This window comes from Sphingomonas sp. Leaf32 (assembly GCF_001421765.1).
GTDB lineage: Bacteria > Pseudomonadota > Alphaproteobacteria > Sphingomonadales > Sphingomonadaceae > Sphingomonas.
Genome location: NZ_LMLA01000001.1, coordinates 142,947 through 158,610, shown reverse-complemented (window position 1 = coordinate 158,610; position 15,664 = coordinate 142,947). Strand labels below are relative to the sequence as shown.

Here is a 15,664-nt window from a genome sequence, read left to right as displayed (position 1 = left end):
CGTTTCCGGCAGGTCTGCCGATCGGACCATTCGCGCTTACGACCGATCGGCATTCAATCACACGCTGACCCGGACCTGTTCGGGGAGGCACCGTGTCGCGTAAGGTGTCGCCAGAGCGCCAAGCTATCCCGATGTGGACCCCGGAACAGGTTCGGGCTGACGACAGGGGCGGAGTGAAGCTCAATCGATCCTAGATTTTCCGACGCGCCATGCGTGCACCCCAAGCGTTTGCGTCGGGTGAAAGCCGAACGACCCAGTCGAGGATCGGGGCTTCTCCCCAACGCTCGCGCCGCGCTTCACCGATGCGCAGCCTTGCAGCGATCGAGTCCCATCGATTGGTTCGTGCCGCGATCAGCATCGCGACGGCAGGCGAAGGCTCCGACCCGCGTTCCAGTTGTCGCACTGCGCGATCGGTAACGATGCGACGAAGTGCCATCGGGTCAGCGGCATCGAGTTGCAGCGTCCGTCTGCCCCGCAACCGGGCCACGCGCGCGACATGGCGGGCATAGGCGGCGAAATCACTATCGACCAGTGCGATGATGGAGAGGGATTCGTGGGCGGTGGCGAAGTCGGGATGCGCATGTTCAACCCAGCGGAGGATGGCGCGGCCTTCGGATTCGCGGCCAGCGGCCCACAGCGCCCAGCCATAGTCGGTCATCAGGGCAACCGATCCGGGCATCCCCAGCCGGGCGCGGTCCAGTTCGCGCAGCGCCGCCGCGTGGTCGCCACGGTCGGACAGGATGTTGCCGTACCAGAAGCGGGTCAGTGCATCGTCGGGGTCGGCGGCCAGCGCCGCGCGAAAGTGCAGGTCGGATTCGGCCCGGTCATGATCGGCCCAATAGGCGATGAACCCCATCGCGCGCCGCGCCATCGGCAGATCGGGGGCAAGACGCAGCGAGCGCCGCGCGGCCACGCGGGCACGGTCGAACGCTTCGGCATCGTCCTGCTGCGCGAATTCGCGCGACAACAGCAAGGCTTCGGCAAGGGCGGCATGACCGGGGGCGAAATCGGGCGCGGCCGCCGTCACATCCTGCAACAGCGCGATGCCGCGGGTGAGCGAGGCGGCGGTACGCGCCGCGACCAGATCGCGCGCCATCAGGAAGCGCGACGCCACCGCCGCGTCGGCAGGCAGCACGATGGCGGAACTGACGGTCGCGGCAGGCCATAACGTCGCCAGCGGGACGGCGACGAGCGTGAGCATTGCGGCCAGGATCGCGGGCAGTCGGGGACGAAAGCGCGCGACCGGGAGCGCCGGACCTGCATCCGCGACGGTTGCGACGGTCGCGACGGTTTCGATCGCGTCGGTGCCGTCGGCGGGCAGTTTGGCCCAGCGATCCAGCTCGCCCCGCAGGGCATAGACGGTCCCCACCCGACCGCCGGGCAACCGGTGGACCGGCAGCGCCCGTTCGCGTGCCCAGCGGATGACGGTGGTCCGGTCGCGTCCGAAATAGGCGGCGATCGATTTCCAGCCGTCGATGCGGTCTTCGGCAAAGCGCGACGGTTCGGCCCGGTTCGACGGGACCGTCGCGCAATCCATGTCACATGCGATCTGCATCGTCCCACCCCCGCCGGTCTGCGCAGATGTTTACCCCCGCAGGCGGCACGGTGCGTCCATCATCTGTTTAGGTGCGGTCCGGACATGGTGACGAAACGATGCGCCAGCGCGATCAGCGCGGCCTGTCCGCCGGTCGCGGTCTTTTCGTAGATGCGGTGGAGATGGGTCCGTGCCGTCGCCCGCGCCATGCCGATGCGCGCGCCGATGCCGATCAGGTCGGCATGGGCGACCACATCGGCCAGCACCCGCGCCTCGGTGGGGGTCAGGCGGTAGAAGTCGGCCATCGCGTCGATCGCGACGGTCGCGGGACGGTCGAGCCGGGTGAGGTGGACGAGAAAGGCGATCGCACCGGTATCGCCCAGGTCGGCGAAACGATCGCGGCTGACCGGCAGCACGTCCACCAGCAGGGGCAGCGGGCCATCGGCGCCGTCCGCCAGTTCGATCGCGACGGGCCGTCCGTCCACCAGCGCGGCGTCGATCGCCTGGGCAAGCGCGGGCAGGCGCACCGGTTCGCCGTCCCGCAGGGCCAGCAGGTCGGCAAGCGCGGGATCGCGGTGGACCACGCGGCGCTGCGCATCGAGCATCAGTACGGCATTGCCGCGTGCCGCGACCAGCGCGCGCAGCGCCGCCATCTGGTCCAGCGCGCGCGACAGATGCGATCCGACATAGATCGCACGGCGCAGATGCGGGACCAGCGTTTGCATCCGGTCGCGATCGGCGTCGGCGAAGGGCGGGGCGGGTGCGCGCCGGATGAGCGCAAGGTGCGCGCTCAGCCCCGGCTGCTTGAACAGGTTGACCGCCAGATTGTCGACCACCCCCGTCGGCGCCAGATATTCGCGATAGAAGATGCTGGCCCGCACCGCCGGTTCGGCAAGCATGGCGTGCGCGGTGACGCACTGTCCCTCCGCCGCCTGCATCAGCCGGGGGAACAGGATGTCATGCTGCCGATAGCGGGTGGCATAGAGGTCGAGCCAGGCGGGGTCGTTGCCGAACTGCGCCTGGAACGCGGCGGCGCCCGGCACGGCGAAGGCGAGGAAACCCGACCGGGCGTCGAAGGATCGCACCAGTTGTTCGAGAAGGGTGGCGAGGTGTTCGCGCCCGAACGCCGCCGCGTAGATGTCCTCGATCCGCATTGGCCCCCCTATGTCCGTCGATGATAGCCGTACGTGTCATGTTGCGCCTAGAGCCTGACGAAATGAGGCGAACCCGTTCGTCCTGAGACGGATCGACCTTCACCGGCCTGTCGTCACCCCGGACTTCTTCCGGGGTCCACGGTGCGGCGATCGGCGCAGCCAGCGCTTCTTGGGACAGCGCGAGCGGTGAAGTGGACCCCGGAACAAGTCCGGGGTGACGAAGGGATCATATGTCGCTCGGCGATCACTCTCCGATTGCCTGCATTCGGCGACATCGTTTCACTGGCTGACCGGCAATCCTCAGCCAACGCCGCCCCGTCGTACCCCGGCCGAACCCCGCATGGCATGTCGATCCGCCCCGCTGTGTCGTTCGGCCGGAACCATGCCCCGGTCAGTTGACGATCAGCGGCGGGGTGAGCAGCACCGGTGACAGCGACCCGACCGTCACCGCCGCCAGCAGCGCGGCGGCCAGCGTCGGATGGTGGAAGCACACCTTGCCATCGGCGGCGACGTTGCTGAAGCGCAGCGCGAGCGTCAGTTGTGCCGAGATCACCACGGCGTGATAGATGGCCGCGATCAGCAGCGAGGCGATCGCCGCCCCCGCCGCGACCGCCATCGGCCCGAGGCCCGACACCGCCGTCGCCAGTTCGGCGATCGGCGCGATGTTGAGCGCGGTGGCGACGCCCGAATGGAAGGTCGCCAGAAGCGACAGCGCGGTGCCGAGCGCGTCGGCGGTGTTCGCCGCGACCCGGTCGAGCGTCAGCGACCGGGCGCAGGCGGCATCGATGCAGATGTTGACGCCGAACGGAATGCCGATGCCCGCAACCAGCGGCAGTGCGGCGATGGTCCATTCGCCTTCGATGAAGCAGCGGAACGGCCCCAGCCCCGACAGCAAATTGTCGAGGTGCCGCCGCAGCAACTGCACCGCGCGCAACACGTCCTGCGACTGCATGACGCCTTCGCGGATCTGGCGGATGAAATCCGGTTCCTTGATCTCCGGGATCGGCAGGGTCGGCAGGTCGAACCGGTTGGGCAGATAGCCGCGCAGCGGTGCCGCGCATTCGTTCACCTCGCGCGGTATGTCCTCGACGATCGTCACCCAGACCTCGATCGTCTTCACGACGATGTCGACGAAGCCCTTGCCCACGCAATAGGTCGCGGCACAGACGCGCGCGGGCTGGAACGCGGGATCGCCGGCGCCGAACCATCCACAGGCCCCGTCCTTGTCGCGGACCGTTTCGTCGAAACATTGCGCATAGCGTTCCTGCGCCGACATCCACACGTCGACCGTTTCGCGCACCCGGCGTTCGACCGATTCGGTGATCGTCGTGGTCGTGCAGTTGGCCGCGCTGCCCAGATCGTCCCAGACCTGTTCGAGCGTCGCCATCTGTTGTTTGCCGACCGGCTGCTTCTTCTGCGCGGCCAGTACCGGGAAGGCGGTGGCATAGGCCGAGCGGAGCTGCATCGCGCTGCGCGTCCAGCCCTTGTTCGCGCGGATCAGCTTTACCAGCGCGGCGACATTTCCTTTCAGCGGACGCGGCTTTTCCTTGCCGACGGCGAACCCTTCGGCGGTCAGCGTCAGGCCGGTGACTTCGTCGCCGAGCCGGATCGTGGCCATCCGCCCGCCGAAATCGAACACGCCGTTGCCATCGGCAGAGCGGATCAGGAACGGGCAGAGTTCGCCGTCGATCACCATGGCGCGCACCAGCCCCCAGGGGCCTTTGATCCCATCGGGGATGGCGGTGAACAGCGGGGGCAGCTTGGCCGGTGCCTTTGCGAAACGTGGCTGTGCGACGATCGGCGCGCCGATGCCGAACAGGCCGGTGACGGCGGTGGTGCCGGCCAGCAGGTGGCGGCGGGACAGGGCAGTGGTGGTCATCAGCGATACTCCGTGCGTGGGACAGGATGGGGGCGGATCAGTCGCGTTCGTCGGCGATGCGGTTGTCGGGGAGGGAGTCGCCCGGCACCGACTTGCCCGTCGCCTCGGCGCGGGCGCCGGCCAGCAGGTCGGCGACCGCCGCCCGGTCGCCGGCTGGCGGGATCAGCGGCGGACGGCCGACTAGCTCCGAGGGGACCGTCACGCGCAGCACGCCGCCCGCGGCACCGGGGCGGATCGCGGTGCGGGCCGCAATCGCGCGGGCCATGGCGGCGGCCTGCGCCTTTTCGGTCGCGCTGCGCCTGGCGGCGATCAGCGCCCATTTGCGGCGGATGTCGCGCACCGCGTCGCGCAGGGCGATTTCATAGGCCGGCTGATAGGTGTTCGCATGGCCGGTGCGGGTCGGGTGGACGATGCCAAAGGCGTCGCCCTGCATCAGGAAGGAGGCGGCCAGGTTGTTGTTGAAATAGGGTTGCCGCTCGTTACACAGCCCATGGCCGCGCGCGCGGCTGGCGGTCGCCACCACCGACCATTTTGCCCCGTCGCCGACCGCGCTGCGGATCGCGGCGTTGAGCGGTTGCAGGAACGCCGCGTCGAGCGCCGAAAACTCCGATCGCGGGCTGAAGGGGGGCAGGTCGCAATAGGCGCCGTCCGCCCCGCGCATCGGATCGGCATATTCGGACACCAGCACCCGGTCATAGGTGAAGTTCGCGTCGAACGCCTGGCGCAGGCTGGCATAAAGCTGCGGCACGTCCTGCGCGATGCGTTGGCGCAGATGGGTGCCGGCTTCGTCGCCGGGCCGCATGACGCCGGGCAGGACAAGGTAATTCTGGACGAAGCCGCCGAAATCGACATCGTTGCCGCCGCCCGACACCATGGCGATGTTCAGTTCGGCATAGCCGCGGTCGGCCAGCCAGTCGCGCACCGCCGCCAGTTGCGGCCGGACCGGCGTCTTCAGTTCGGGCTGCACCTCTTCCCAGATCCAGCTCGCCTTGGGTTGCGACAGCAGCAGCCCCTCGGCGACCTGCGCCCCCGAACAGGCGACGTTCTTGAACGCGATGGCGGTATCGGGGTTTTCGTCGATGATCGTGGCGACGGCGCGCGCCTGCCCCGAATTGTCGCTGCGGTGGCACAGGTCGTTGTCCCATTTCGCCCCGGTGCGGTACGGGGCGCCTTCGCCGCTGGCATAGGAATCGCCCAGATTGGCGATGGTGAGCGCGTCCGGCACGACGAAGGCGACGACCGGGGATTCGACGATGGCCGCCCCGCGCGCCTTCACCACCTTGTAGAAGACGCGGTTCCCCGACGCGATCTTGCGCGGGCGGACGTCCTGGGCATTGGGCGTCGGATGGACGGTGTGGGGAAAGACGAAGCGCGCCTTCGCCACGCCGTCCGCCGAGGTGGAGGCGATCGCGACCCGTCCGCGCGGTTGCTGACCGCTCAGCGTCGCAGCCCGCACTTCCGCCGCGTCGTCGCCATAGACGACCCAGATCGCGATATTGGCCGAGGTGTCGCCCGGATCGAGCTTGACTGCCAGCGGCAGCGCGCGGTCGCCGGGGCCGAAGGGCACGTCGTCATAGGCGATGAACTGCGGCGGCGCGTCCTGCGCCAGCGCGTAAGGGGCGAGCGGCAATGCGCTGGCGGCCAGGAGCAGCGCGAGCGCGCGGGACAGGGGCTTGGACATGGCGGAAATCCTTTCGGTTCAGCGATGGGAGGGGAGCAGGATGTCGTTCAGCATCTCGCCCGCCGCGTGCACCGCGTCGGGAAAGGGCATGGTCACGTCGCCGCGGGTCATGCGGGTGAAGAAGCGCGACCGTTCGAGCCGGGCGGTGGTGGCGGCGGCGTTGCTCGCCGGGTCGACCACTTGGCCCCACAGCCGCGTCAGCCGCGCGGCATGTTCGCCGCGCGCGAAGGGGCGGGCGGCGATGCCGGTCGCGCGGGCCGGCGTGACCAGCACGATCACCGCGTCGCGCCGCTGGGTCCGGGCGCGTTCGTGGAACAGGTTGCCGACCACCGGCAGGTCGCCGAGGATCGGGGTCTTGGAAAAGGTCGCGTCGTCGACGGTTTCGTTCAGCCCCGAGAGCAGCAGCGTCTCGCCAAAGCGGATCTCTGCGGTCGCCAGCACCTTTTGCCGGAAGGTGGTCAGCGCCTCGCTGAACGAACCTGCGGGATCGGAGGTGACGAAGCTGCGCTCGGCCTCCACCCGGACGCGGGTGCCGGTGGCGGTGATCTCGACCGGGGTCACCTTCAGCGCGACGCCGATGTCGATCTGTTCGAGCGATCCCGACTGGATGCCGTTCACCGCGACCTTCAGCGTGCGGCCGACGAAGAACTCGCTGGCCTCGCCGCGATAGGCGGTCAGCTGCGGGCGGGCGACGACCGAATAGAATTGCCCGCCCCGGCTGAACAGGTTCAGATTATAGTTGAGCTGCGGCACGCCGATCGCACTGGTCAGCACGCGCTGATATTCGTTCGTGCCCCCGCCCGCGCCATCGTCGCGGGTGGTGCGGGTGCCGGTGCGGGTCAGGCCATATTGCAGGCTCAACCCGTCGAGCAGGTTCATGCCGCTGCGTTCGCGCCGCGTGTTCTGCGACAGGATGATCGCGACATCGACCGACACCTGGCCGGGTACGCCGTCCTCGACGATCGGCACAGGGTCGGGCGCGGCGTCCAGCGCGGCGGTGCGTTCGATCTGTTCGACGCGCGTGCCGGTGGGGGCGGCAAGGTCGGGGGCGACGGCCTGCAACCGGGCGAGGCGGGCGCGGGCGGCGGCCGGATCGCCCGCCGCCGCCGCTGCCAGCGCCGCAAGGCGCAGCAGCGTGGGATCGCGCTCGCCATCGATCGTCGTCGCGCGGGTCGCGGCCAGCATCGCCAGCGCCGGATCGCCCGCCATATAGGCGGACGCCGCGAGCGCACCGAGCAGCCGGGCATCGCCGGGCCGGAGTGCCGCTGCGTACGCGAAATGCTCGGTCGCCTCGGCATAGCGGCTCTGGTCGAAGGTCGCCCTGCCGGCCAGCGCGGCGGGCCACATCTCGCCCGGATCGGCGCGGGTCGCGATCTCATAGCCGGCCAGCGCAAGGTCGGGCGCGTCGCCGCGGACCTGCGACGATTGATGATAGGCGAGCGCGAGCAACGTCTGCGCGGTCGCGTCGCGCGGCTGGCGCGAGGCCAGTTCCGACAGCAGCGCGATGGCCGCCACCGGATCGCCCGACCGAAGCGCCGCCACGCCATCGGTGCGCAGCACGGCGGGGGTAAGGGTCGCCGGATCGATCCGGGGCCTGGCCGAGAGCGGCGGGGCGAAACCCAGCAGCAGCGCGTTCGCCGCGATCGTCGCACGCCGCCATGGCGTGCCGCCAAATCCACCGCCCCGCTTGTCCATCGCCCCGTCCCCGATGCCGTTTCCCATGCGGCGACGGTTGCGGATCGGGCAGGCGGTGCGGAACCGGGCAAGGGGTGGCAATCAGTGGTAATCGGTCGAAGTCGCCGCCGGCCGCCGCATGATCCGCCGGATTCCGCATCGGACGACGGCCGCGACCCGGGGGGTGGGAGGCGATCGCTGACGATCAGGAGGATCGCGCCTCGACGAACCGGACGCCATGCTCAGGTGCCGGTCGACGGTATCGATGGGTAGATGCAGCCGGGACGGCCGGGCTTTCCCGTCAGGCTGGCGATATGGGACGGAAACTCCCGTTCCGGAACCCGTGACGGACCGACCCCGGAGAAGGTCAGTCGGGTCTGCGGATGATGGCCCGAACCACGCGTTCCGGTAGTTCGACGGGCAAATGATGGGCCGCACCTGCCGTGACGAAGTGCCTCCCGTCGACGACACCGCTGGCGATTTCCTCCCCCAATGCGGAGGGAGTGGCCTGGTCCAGCTCCCCGGATAGCACGTCGACCGGCACATCGATGCTGCCGAGCAGCCGGGTCATGTCAGGCCGATCGAGTACCGCCGCATCGACGGCCTGCACGAGAAGGGTCGGATCGTGGCGCATCATCGCCGCGTGTTCGGTCGCACCCTCGTCCGGATGGCTGTCGATCCAGTGTCTGGCGGTCGTCCGTTGCCGGATGCTGCTCATGACGGCAGCGCGCCCGGCATCCGATCCAAGCAACGCCGATCGACGTTGCCGCCAGCCATCGAGCCGATCGGGATACTCGGCGCGGGCAGAGGTGTTCACCAACACCAGGCGATCGACCAGCGATCGGTAACGTGCCGCTACCCGCATCGCGACCATGCCGCCCTGGCTGTGACCGACGATCGTCATCGGCCTGCGGCAATGCTCGCCGATCCACAGCGCAATATCCTCCGCGATGCCGTCGAGGTCGAGGCCGGGCCGCCAGCCGCTCGCGCCATGCCCCGGCATGTCGAACGCGATGCAGCGCCGCCGATCGGCAAGCGCGGCGACCTGACGCGACCAGAAATGCCGGTCGAGGAACAGGCCATGGAGGAACAGCACCGGCGCGCCCTGACCGGTATCGTCCCATCCATAGATCGTGCGGTTGATCGATGCGCTTCGTGCGGCACTGCCGCTCCCATGCGCGCGGGCGAGCAGCAGCGAGTCCTCGAAAATCCGGTAGCGTGCGATCAGGCCGTCGCGCATGGTGAACCGGATGGCATAGTCGCTGTCCACGATCGCGCCGGTCGATACGACCCGATGACGAAAATGGCCGAGCGCGATCACATCGTCTCCCTCCGCCATCAACCGATCGACGGAGAAGTCGATCGGGCGGAAGCTGGACGGGAACCGCGTCTGCCATGCGCGAACCGCATCGCGCCCACGGATGATCCCGACCGTTCCGACCATCGGATCGCCATCGACATGCCAGACCGCATCGGGGTGGACGCAGGCCAGCGCGGCTTCGGCGTCGCCCGCACCGAACGCCCGGAAATACCGCTCTACGATCGACCGCGCCTCAGCCATGGCGCGCCTCCAGCACCGTTCGGAGCGCCGCGATGGCGTTGAGCGCGGCGGGGAAGCCGGCGTAGAGAGACATCTGGATGATGACCTCGACGATTTCGGCCCTGGTCGCGCCGACATTGAGGGCCGCGGCCAGATGGACCTCCAGTTGCGGCCGGGCATTTCCCATCGCGGTCAGGGCGGCGACGGTCGCCAGCTCGCGTGTCCGCAAATCGAGTCCCGGCCGGCTGTAGACATCGCCAAACCCGAACTCGATGATGTAGCGTCCCAGGTCCGGAGCGAGGTCGGCCAGACCGGCGATCACCGCATCGCCGGCTGCCCCATCGATCTCCGCCAGTCGCGCGACACCGCGCGCATACCGATCATCCGTCATATCGTGTCTCCTCGATCCACAAGATGATGGAGAAGTCTGCCTTCAGGAATGGATGATTACGGAGACCGGTTTTCCAGTTATGGAAGACCATGGATTGGGACGACCTTCGCTGCTTCACTGCCGTTGCGCGCCGGGGCGGGCTTAGCGGCGCCGCGCGCGAACTGGGCATTAGCGCGCAGACCGCCGGTCGGCGCGTCGCGGCGCTGGAAGCGTCCCTGGGCGTTCCATTGTTCGTGCGTCATCCCAGCGGATACCGGTTGACCGATGACGGCCGCGCGATGCTCGGCGATGCCGAAAAGGTGGAAGAGACGATGCGCCGCCTTCGCGACAACGCGGTGGCGAGAGGCGGCGACGTGGCGGGGGTCGTGCGGCTTGCTGCGCCCGAGACGCTGGCGACGAACATCCTCCTGCCGGGGCTGCGCTACTTGCTGGATCGCTATCCGGCCCTGACGCTGGAAGTCGTGACCGGCATCGCCACGATCGGCATCGCGAGAGGGGAGGCCGATATCGCCCTTCGCCTCGTACGACCGGACAAGGGCGCTCTGACGATCCGGAACGTCGGCCGGATGGCCCATGCGCTCTATGCGGCGTCCCCGCATGTCGACGACCGCGACCATCCCCGATTGATCGGGTGGAGCAGCGCCTATGATCTGCCGGCGCGGCGCTGGCTTCGGCAGCATTTCGGTCGTGAACCCGACATCCTCGTCAACAGCCTTGCCGGGCAGCGCGCCGCCATTCAGGCCGGTATCGGGATCGGTATGCTGCCCTGTTTCCTGGGCGGGGACCTCGTGGCGCTCGACACGCCGATGCGTCCTGTCGAACCGCTATGGCTGATCGCCCATGCCACGGAGACGATCAGCGCCCGGACGCGGCTGGTCTATGACGAACTGGCCGGCATCCTTGCGGCGAACGCCGTCACCCTGGCCCCGGAACGATAGCGCGACGACATTCCGGTTGCTTGCGAAAGTAGCGCAAGTTGGCTGCCACCTGATCGCGATCGTCGCAGGGCGACGCCATCTCGTCAGGCGCCGAAAGGACGGTCGAACGGGCAGGCCGGATCGTCGACCTGCAACGGGCGCGACGGTAGCACGAGGATCGCGCCGCACAGCGACCGGACGCTCAGGATCGCCCATGCCAATGCACCGGGCAGGCCATGGGGTATTTCGACGGTACCGGTGCCGGCCACGCACGGCAGGCGGGCGCCGAGGAGGCGGATGACGGCCCGCTCGTCCGGGCTGTAGTCGCACGAACAGCAGCATTCGGTGGTGAGGCGTCGTCCCAGCAACGCCTCGGTAAGCTGGAAGACGCTTGCCAACGCCACGCTGCCGGCCGGGGGCAGGCGGAGGGTCTGGCCCAGCGCGACGAGGCTCGCCAGTGCGCCGCCGCCTCCATCGCGATCGTGAATGCCGCGATAATGTCGCAGCAAGCGGACGACGACCCGTTCGCCGTCGGTATCGGGACGCTCGATACGCTCCATGAAAGCCATGTCGGTTCCTTTCACCCCACTTCGAAGGCGAGCGTCGTCGTGAAGCTGGCATAGCCGCCCGCGACGTCCGGCGTGGCGGTTCGATAGCGCACGAGCATCAGGTATCGCCCGGGATCGGGCGCCGTCAGCACCACGACCCCGGCACCGTCGCTGGTCGCCGTGCCGACCTGCTTGCGGCCGTCGTAGAGACCTGCTTCGCGGAACAAGGTTACCGCCTGCCCCGGCAGCGGCTTCCCGTCGTACAGCACGGCGAACCGCGCGGCACTTCCCGGAGCCAGTATCGTAGGATCGCCGAGCGGCTGGATTTCCAACGCCGTGCCCCGCGGCGCCAGCGCGCCCGGCGCACCAGGTCGACCGCGCAGGACATAGGCGTCGGCGAGCGTCATGCTGCGCACATCGACCAGTTGGACGCCCTGCGGCGGCGCGGTGCCTTCGCCGACCATGATCCAGTCGCGATCCTTCCGGTACATCTTGCCCGCCCGTCCGCTGCGCTGCCTCGACGACAGTCGGTAGATGCCGTCGACGGGCAGCGCCGCTTCCGCGATCGTCCGGTCGCCCGCCAGGGTCGCCGGGGGCAGTCGCTCGGTTCGGCCGTCGGGACCGGTGATCTCGAACGGTGCATCGCGCATCGCGACTTCCGGTCGGAACGCATCCTCGGTGAAGGATGCTTCCAGCGTGATCTGCGTATGACTGCCGACGTCGAACCGGGCGGGCAGGACATAGGGCATATGCGCCAGCGCAGCGGTTGCCGTCGATGCGAGGGCCAGTGCCAGCGCTGCCGACCCCGCCCTGATGATCCCGATCGAATGCTGCATTCCGGTCCTCTCAATGAACGCTTGCTAACGCTAGTGACTCTCATTAACTGACTGGAGCGAGAAGGGGAAGCATTAATGACATCCGCATATCTGCTGCGCGGCGTTGCCGTCGCGGCCCTGAACCTCTGCGTCCTGCCGATGGTGGCTTCGGCACAGACCGTCGTCCAACCCGCCATGTCCGGCAGCGATGGCGAAAAGGGCGCGTCGGACGATGGCGAAATCACCGTGACCGCGACGCGCGGCGAGAAGCGGGTGGAGGACGTGCCGCAGACCGTTTCGGTGATCGACGCCGCGACGATCGACGACCGGCTGATCGCCGACATCAAGGACCTGGTGCGCTACGAACCCGGCGTCGCGGTACGCCGTGCGCCGGCCCGGTTCACTGCGGCGGGCGCCTCGACCGGTCGCGATCGCGACAGCGGTTTCAATATCCGCGGGCTGGAAGGGAACCGCGTCCTCATCACCGTCGATGGCGTGCGGGTGCCGGACGCTTTCAGCTTCGGTGCGCAATCGGTCGGTCGCGGCGATTATGTCGATCTCGACCTGCTGAAGTCGGTCGAAATCCTCCGCGGCCCGGCGTCGGCACTATACGGCAGCGACGGCGTGGCCGGTGCGGTCAGCTTCATCACCAAGGACCCGCAGGATTTTCTGCAGGGCGGTCGTCCGGTCGGCGGCGGCGCCCGGGTCGGTTATGATTCGTCGGACGACAGCTGGACCAAGGGCCTGGTCGTGGCCGGTCGGCAGGGCGATCTTCAGGCGATGCTCGCCTATACGCGGCGCGACGGCCACGAGTTGGATAACAAGGGCGGCAACGACAGCGCCAATACCGACCGCACCACGCCGAACCCGCAGGATATCGCCTCCAACGCGCTGCTTGGCCGCCTCGTGTGGAGTCCGAGCGATGCGAGCCGGATACGGCTGACCTATGAACGCTTCGACGCGGTGGTGGATACGAACGTGCTGAGCGCGATCACCAGGGTGACCGCCGTGTCGCCGTCGGCGACGGCGGTGCTGGGGCTGCAGGCGCGCGACACCACCGCGCGCAATCGCGGTACGATCGACTATCGCTATGCCGGCGATGGCTTGGTCAGCGGGGTGCGCGCCGCAGCCTATTACCAGAAGAGCGGTACCGTGCAGACCGGATGGGAGGACCGGGTCGGCACCGACCGCGTCCGCGTCAACCGTTTCGACAACGAGGTGTTCGGCGGCACGCTGCAACTCGAAAGCCGGGCGACGACCGGCCCGGCCACGCACCTGTTCGCCTATGGTGCCGACTATTCGAAGACGCGCCAGACCGGCGTGCGCGGCGGCACGGTGCCACCGGCCGGTGAAACCTATCCGACCCGTGCCTTTCCGACGACCGATTACGCATTGATCGGGGTGTTCGCGCAGGACGAGATCGCGATCGCCGACGGGTCGTTGACGCTGTTCCCGGCGATCCGGTTCGACCATTACCGGCTCGACCCGCAGAGCGACCCGTTGTTCACGACCTTCGTACCCCGTGGGCAGAGCGGATCGCGGGTTACGCCCCGTCTGGGCGCGGTGGCGCGGGTGACCGATGGCGTCCGGCTGTTCGCCAACTATGGCCAGGGCTTCAAACCGCCCGAGCCGAACCAGATCAACAACGGGTTCGCCAACATCGTCGCCAATTACCGTTCGATCCCGAACCCCGATCTGAAGCCCGAGACGAGCGAGAGCGTCGAGGGTGGTATCCGCCTGACCGGTGCGCGCTGGTCGCTCAGCGGAACAGCGTTCAGCAGCCGCTTCCGCAACTTCATCGATCAGGTGCAGGTGTCCGGCGCGTTCACCGCCGCCAATCCCGCCGTCTATCAGTTCGTCAATCGTGGCCGGGTGACGATCGAAGGGCTGGAGGCGCGGGGCGAGGCGCAATTGCCGGTCGGCGTGGGCGTACGGGCCGCCGCATCCTATGCCAGGGGCAGGATGCGCACCGATGGCGTCGCCGGCACCCTGCCGCTCGACAGCGTGGAGCCGGTGAAGGTCGTTGCCGGCCTGTTCTTCCAGCCCGACGACGGCCCGTTCCGTGCCGAGTTCGTCGCAACGCATTCGGCTGGCAAGGAACTGTCCGACACCAACAACAGCTGCAACGTCGCGGCGCAGCCGGCGGCGGGCACGCGGCCGGCGGTCCCCGGCACGTCCTGTTTCACGCCCGGTGGCTTCTGGGTGTTCGATGCCACCGCGTCGCTGCGCATCGGTGAAGCGGCGACGATCCGTGCCGGCGTCTTCAACATCACCGACAAACGCTATTTCTGGTGGAGCGACGTACGCGGGCTGACGTCGACCTCGCCCATCCGCGACGCCTTTTCGCAGCCGGGCCGCAATGCCGGCATCTCCCTGTCCCTCGTCCTGTGAGGTCCGATCCGATGAACCATCCGCTTTTCCTGTTGGCCGCCGCGGGCCTAACCACGCTGACGGTGTCGCCCGCGCTGGCGCAGGCCGCCGCCCCGGCGCCGATCAACGCCGCGCAATATGGCGATCAGGCGCGCGACCATGCCGCGATCCTGAAAATGGCTGGTACGTTCAAGGTGACGTTCGACATGCGCGAGACGACGCCGCTGGTCGCGGGCTATACCCCGTACCCGGCCAAGATCAGCGGCGGGCACGAAGTGGTACGCGCGATCGTCGACACGCCGGACCATGTCGTTCTCCAGCATCTCCTGGTGGTGAACGACGGCAATGGCAAGACGATGGTCATCAAGCACTGGCGCCAGGACTGGACGTGGCAGCCCGCGACCGTGCTGGTCTATGTCGGTCCGGGGCGCTGGACCCTGCGGCCGGTGCCGGAAGCGGAACGGCGTGGCGCGTGGTCGCAGACCGTGTGGCAGACCGACGATTCGCCGCGATACGGCGGGATCGGCCGCTGGCGGTACGATGACGGTGCGACCCGCTGGACCAGCGACGAAACCCGCCGGCCGCTCGCGCGGCGCGACGCCACGCGCAGTCCGCCCTACGACCATTATGTCGGCACCAACCGTCACGTCCTGACGCCCGCCGGCTGGGTGCATGAGCAGGACAATGCCAAGATCGGGACGAAGGACGGCAAGCCGGCAACGTTCGTCCACGAATATGTCGTCAACACCTATGTCCCCGCCACCGACTTCCCGATCGGGGTGGCCGACGACTATTGGAGCAAGACGAAGGAGTATTGGGCGTCGGTCCGGGCCAACTGGGATGCGGCGATCCGCCGCCGGTCGGGCCTTGCGCTCGCCGAGGTTGCGGATGTCGGTTCGTCGACAGCGCATGAATTGATGCTGCTGGCCGACGATATTGTATCCGGAGAGGCAACATCGGTTGGCGCCAGCGCCGAAGCGGCACGATTGATCGACAAGGAGTGAAGGTCGACTTCCCCGTTTGCCGACGCGGCAACGGTTAATTTCAGTGCCTCGACGCTGGCCGTTGCGGAGATTGCGTCGTCTTGACGGTCAGCGTCGATGGCTGCTGCAAAAACTAGGGCGGCTCGACCTTCACATTCTATTTCGTCACCCCGGACTT

The 15,664-nt window shown here is 68.2% G+C and carries 12 protein-coding genes; 3 read left to right on the top strand and 9 right to left on the bottom strand.

What is annotated here, in order from left to right:
* Nucleotides 1-190: 190 nt before the first annotated feature.
* The 7 genes from ASE83_RS00705 to ASE83_RS00675 form a co-directional block, all read right to left on the bottom strand.
* Nucleotides 191-1,555 carry a hypothetical protein gene (locus ASE83_RS00705; RefSeq protein ID WP_156352573.1) on the bottom strand — a complete coding sequence of 455 codons (1,365 nt, stop codon included), beginning with the start codon at nt 1,553-1,555 and terminating at the stop codon, nt 191-193.
* A 59-nt stretch (nt 1,556-1,614) separates the two neighbouring features.
* On the bottom strand, nt 1,615-2,688 hold the full coding sequence (locus ASE83_RS00700) for a helix-turn-helix transcriptional regulator (protein WP_055787273.1): 1,074 nt from the start codon (nt 2,686-2,688) through the stop codon (nt 1,615-1,617).
* A gap of 391 nt (nt 2,689-3,079) precedes the next feature.
* On the bottom strand, nt 3,080-4,567 hold the full coding sequence (locus tag ASE83_RS00695; protein WP_055787276.1) for a hypothetical protein: 1,488 nt from the start codon (nt 4,565-4,567) through the stop codon (nt 3,080-3,082).
* Between the two features lie 37 nt (nt 4,568-4,604).
* Complete coding sequence (locus ASE83_RS00690; RefSeq protein ID WP_055787279.1) at nt 4,605-6,248, bottom strand: GDSL-type esterase/lipase family protein; 1,644 nt, start codon at nt 6,246-6,248, stop codon at nt 4,605-4,607.
* A gap of 18 nt (nt 6,249-6,266) precedes the next feature.
* Entirely contained in the window at nt 6,267-7,970 is a 1,704-nt protein-coding gene (locus tag ASE83_RS00685; protein WP_055787281.1) for a hypothetical protein, read from the bottom strand.
* Between the two features lie 319 nt (nt 7,971-8,289).
* A complete protein-coding gene (locus ASE83_RS00680) occupies nt 8,290-9,483 on the bottom strand; it encodes an alpha/beta fold hydrolase (RefSeq protein ID WP_055787284.1) in 1,194 nt (397 codons plus the stop codon).
* The gene (locus ASE83_RS00675) at nt 9,476-9,853 is read right to left on the bottom strand and encodes a carboxymuconolactone decarboxylase family protein (protein WP_055787287.1); all 378 of its coding nucleotides are present in this window, start codon (nt 9,851-9,853) and stop codon (nt 9,476-9,478) included. The genes ASE83_RS00680 and ASE83_RS00675 overlap by 8 nt, the downstream gene beginning before the upstream one ends.
* A gap of 89 nt (nt 9,854-9,942) precedes the next feature.
* On the opposite strand from ASE83_RS00675, the gene ASE83_RS00670 reads away from it, so the two are divergent.
* Nucleotides 9,943-10,791, top strand: a complete 849-nt coding sequence (locus ASE83_RS00670) for a LysR family transcriptional regulator (RefSeq protein WP_055787289.1) — start codon at nt 9,943-9,945, stop codon at nt 10,789-10,791.
* A gap of 83 nt (nt 10,792-10,874) precedes the next feature.
* On the opposite strand, the gene ASE83_RS00665 is transcribed toward ASE83_RS00670, so the two are convergent.
* Both ASE83_RS00665 and ASE83_RS00660 read right to left on the bottom strand, forming a co-directional pair.
* Nucleotides 10,875-11,339 (bottom strand): hypothetical protein, encoded by a 465-nt coding sequence (locus ASE83_RS00665; protein ID WP_055934275.1) that lies wholly within the window; start codon nt 11,337-11,339, stop codon nt 10,875-10,877.
* 11 nt (nt 11,340-11,350) lie between these two features.
* Nucleotides 11,351-12,154: a DUF4198 domain-containing protein gene (locus ASE83_RS00660; protein WP_055787293.1), complete on the bottom strand. Its 804-nt coding sequence runs from the start codon at nt 12,152-12,154 to the stop codon at nt 11,351-11,353.
* Nucleotides 12,155-12,229: 75 nt separating this feature from the next.
* On the opposite strand from ASE83_RS00660, the gene ASE83_RS00655 reads away from it, so the two are divergent.
* Both ASE83_RS00655 and ASE83_RS00650 read left to right on the top strand, forming a co-directional pair.
* On the top strand, nt 12,230-14,524 hold the full coding sequence (locus ASE83_RS00655; RefSeq protein ID WP_055787295.1) for a TonB-dependent hemoglobin/transferrin/lactoferrin family receptor: 2,295 nt from the start codon (nt 12,230-12,232) through the stop codon (nt 14,522-14,524).
* Between the two features lie 11 nt (nt 14,525-14,535).
* Entirely contained in the window at nt 14,536-15,507 is a 972-nt protein-coding gene (locus tag ASE83_RS00650; RefSeq protein ID WP_055787298.1) for a DUF6607 family protein, read from the top strand.
* The last annotated feature ends 157 nt before the right edge of the window (nt 15,508-15,664 follow it).

What these genes read in the sequence shown, in the direction of transcription:
- ASE83_RS00655 (WP_055787295.1), top strand. Translation starts at nt 12,230, where the DNA reads ATGACATCCGCATATCTGCTGCGCGGCGTTGCCGTCGCGGCCCTGAAC.
- ASE83_RS00705 (WP_156352573.1), bottom strand. Translation starts at nt 1,555, where the DNA reads ATGCAGATCGCATGTGACATGGATTGCGCGACGGTCCCGTCGAACCGG.
- ASE83_RS00675 (WP_055787287.1), bottom strand. Translation starts at nt 9,853, where the DNA reads ATGACGGATGATCGGTATGCGCGCGGTGTCGCGCGACTGGCGGAGATC.
- ASE83_RS00695 (WP_055787276.1), bottom strand. Translation starts at nt 4,567, where the DNA reads ATGACCACCACTGCCCTGTCCCGCCGCCACCTGCTGGCCGGCACCACC.
- ASE83_RS00660 (WP_055787293.1), bottom strand. Translation starts at nt 12,154, where the DNA reads ATGCAGCATTCGATCGGGATCATCAGGGCGGGGTCGGCAGCGCTGGCA.
- ASE83_RS00680 (WP_055787284.1), bottom strand. Translation starts at nt 9,483, where the DNA reads ATGGCTGAGGCGCGGTCGATCGTAGAGCGGTATTTCCGGGCGTTCGGT.
- ASE83_RS00700 (WP_055787273.1), bottom strand. Translation starts at nt 2,688, where the DNA reads ATGCGGATCGAGGACATCTACGCGGCGGCGTTCGGGCGCGAACACCTC.
- ASE83_RS00665 (WP_055934275.1), bottom strand. Translation starts at nt 11,339, where the DNA reads ATGGCTTTCATGGAGCGTATCGAGCGTCCCGATACCGACGGCGAACGG.
- ASE83_RS00690 (WP_055787279.1), bottom strand. Translation starts at nt 6,248, where the DNA reads ATGTCCAAGCCCCTGTCCCGCGCGCTCGCGCTGCTCCTGGCCGCCAGC.
- ASE83_RS00670 (WP_055787289.1), top strand. Translation starts at nt 9,943, where the DNA reads ATGGATTGGGACGACCTTCGCTGCTTCACTGCCGTTGCGCGCCGGGGC.
- ASE83_RS00685 (WP_055787281.1), bottom strand. Translation starts at nt 7,970, where the DNA reads ATGGGAAACGGCATCGGGGACGGGGCGATGGACAAGCGGGGCGGTGGA.
- ASE83_RS00650 (WP_055787298.1), top strand. Translation starts at nt 14,536, where the DNA reads ATGAACCATCCGCTTTTCCTGTTGGCCGCCGCGGGCCTAACCACGCTG.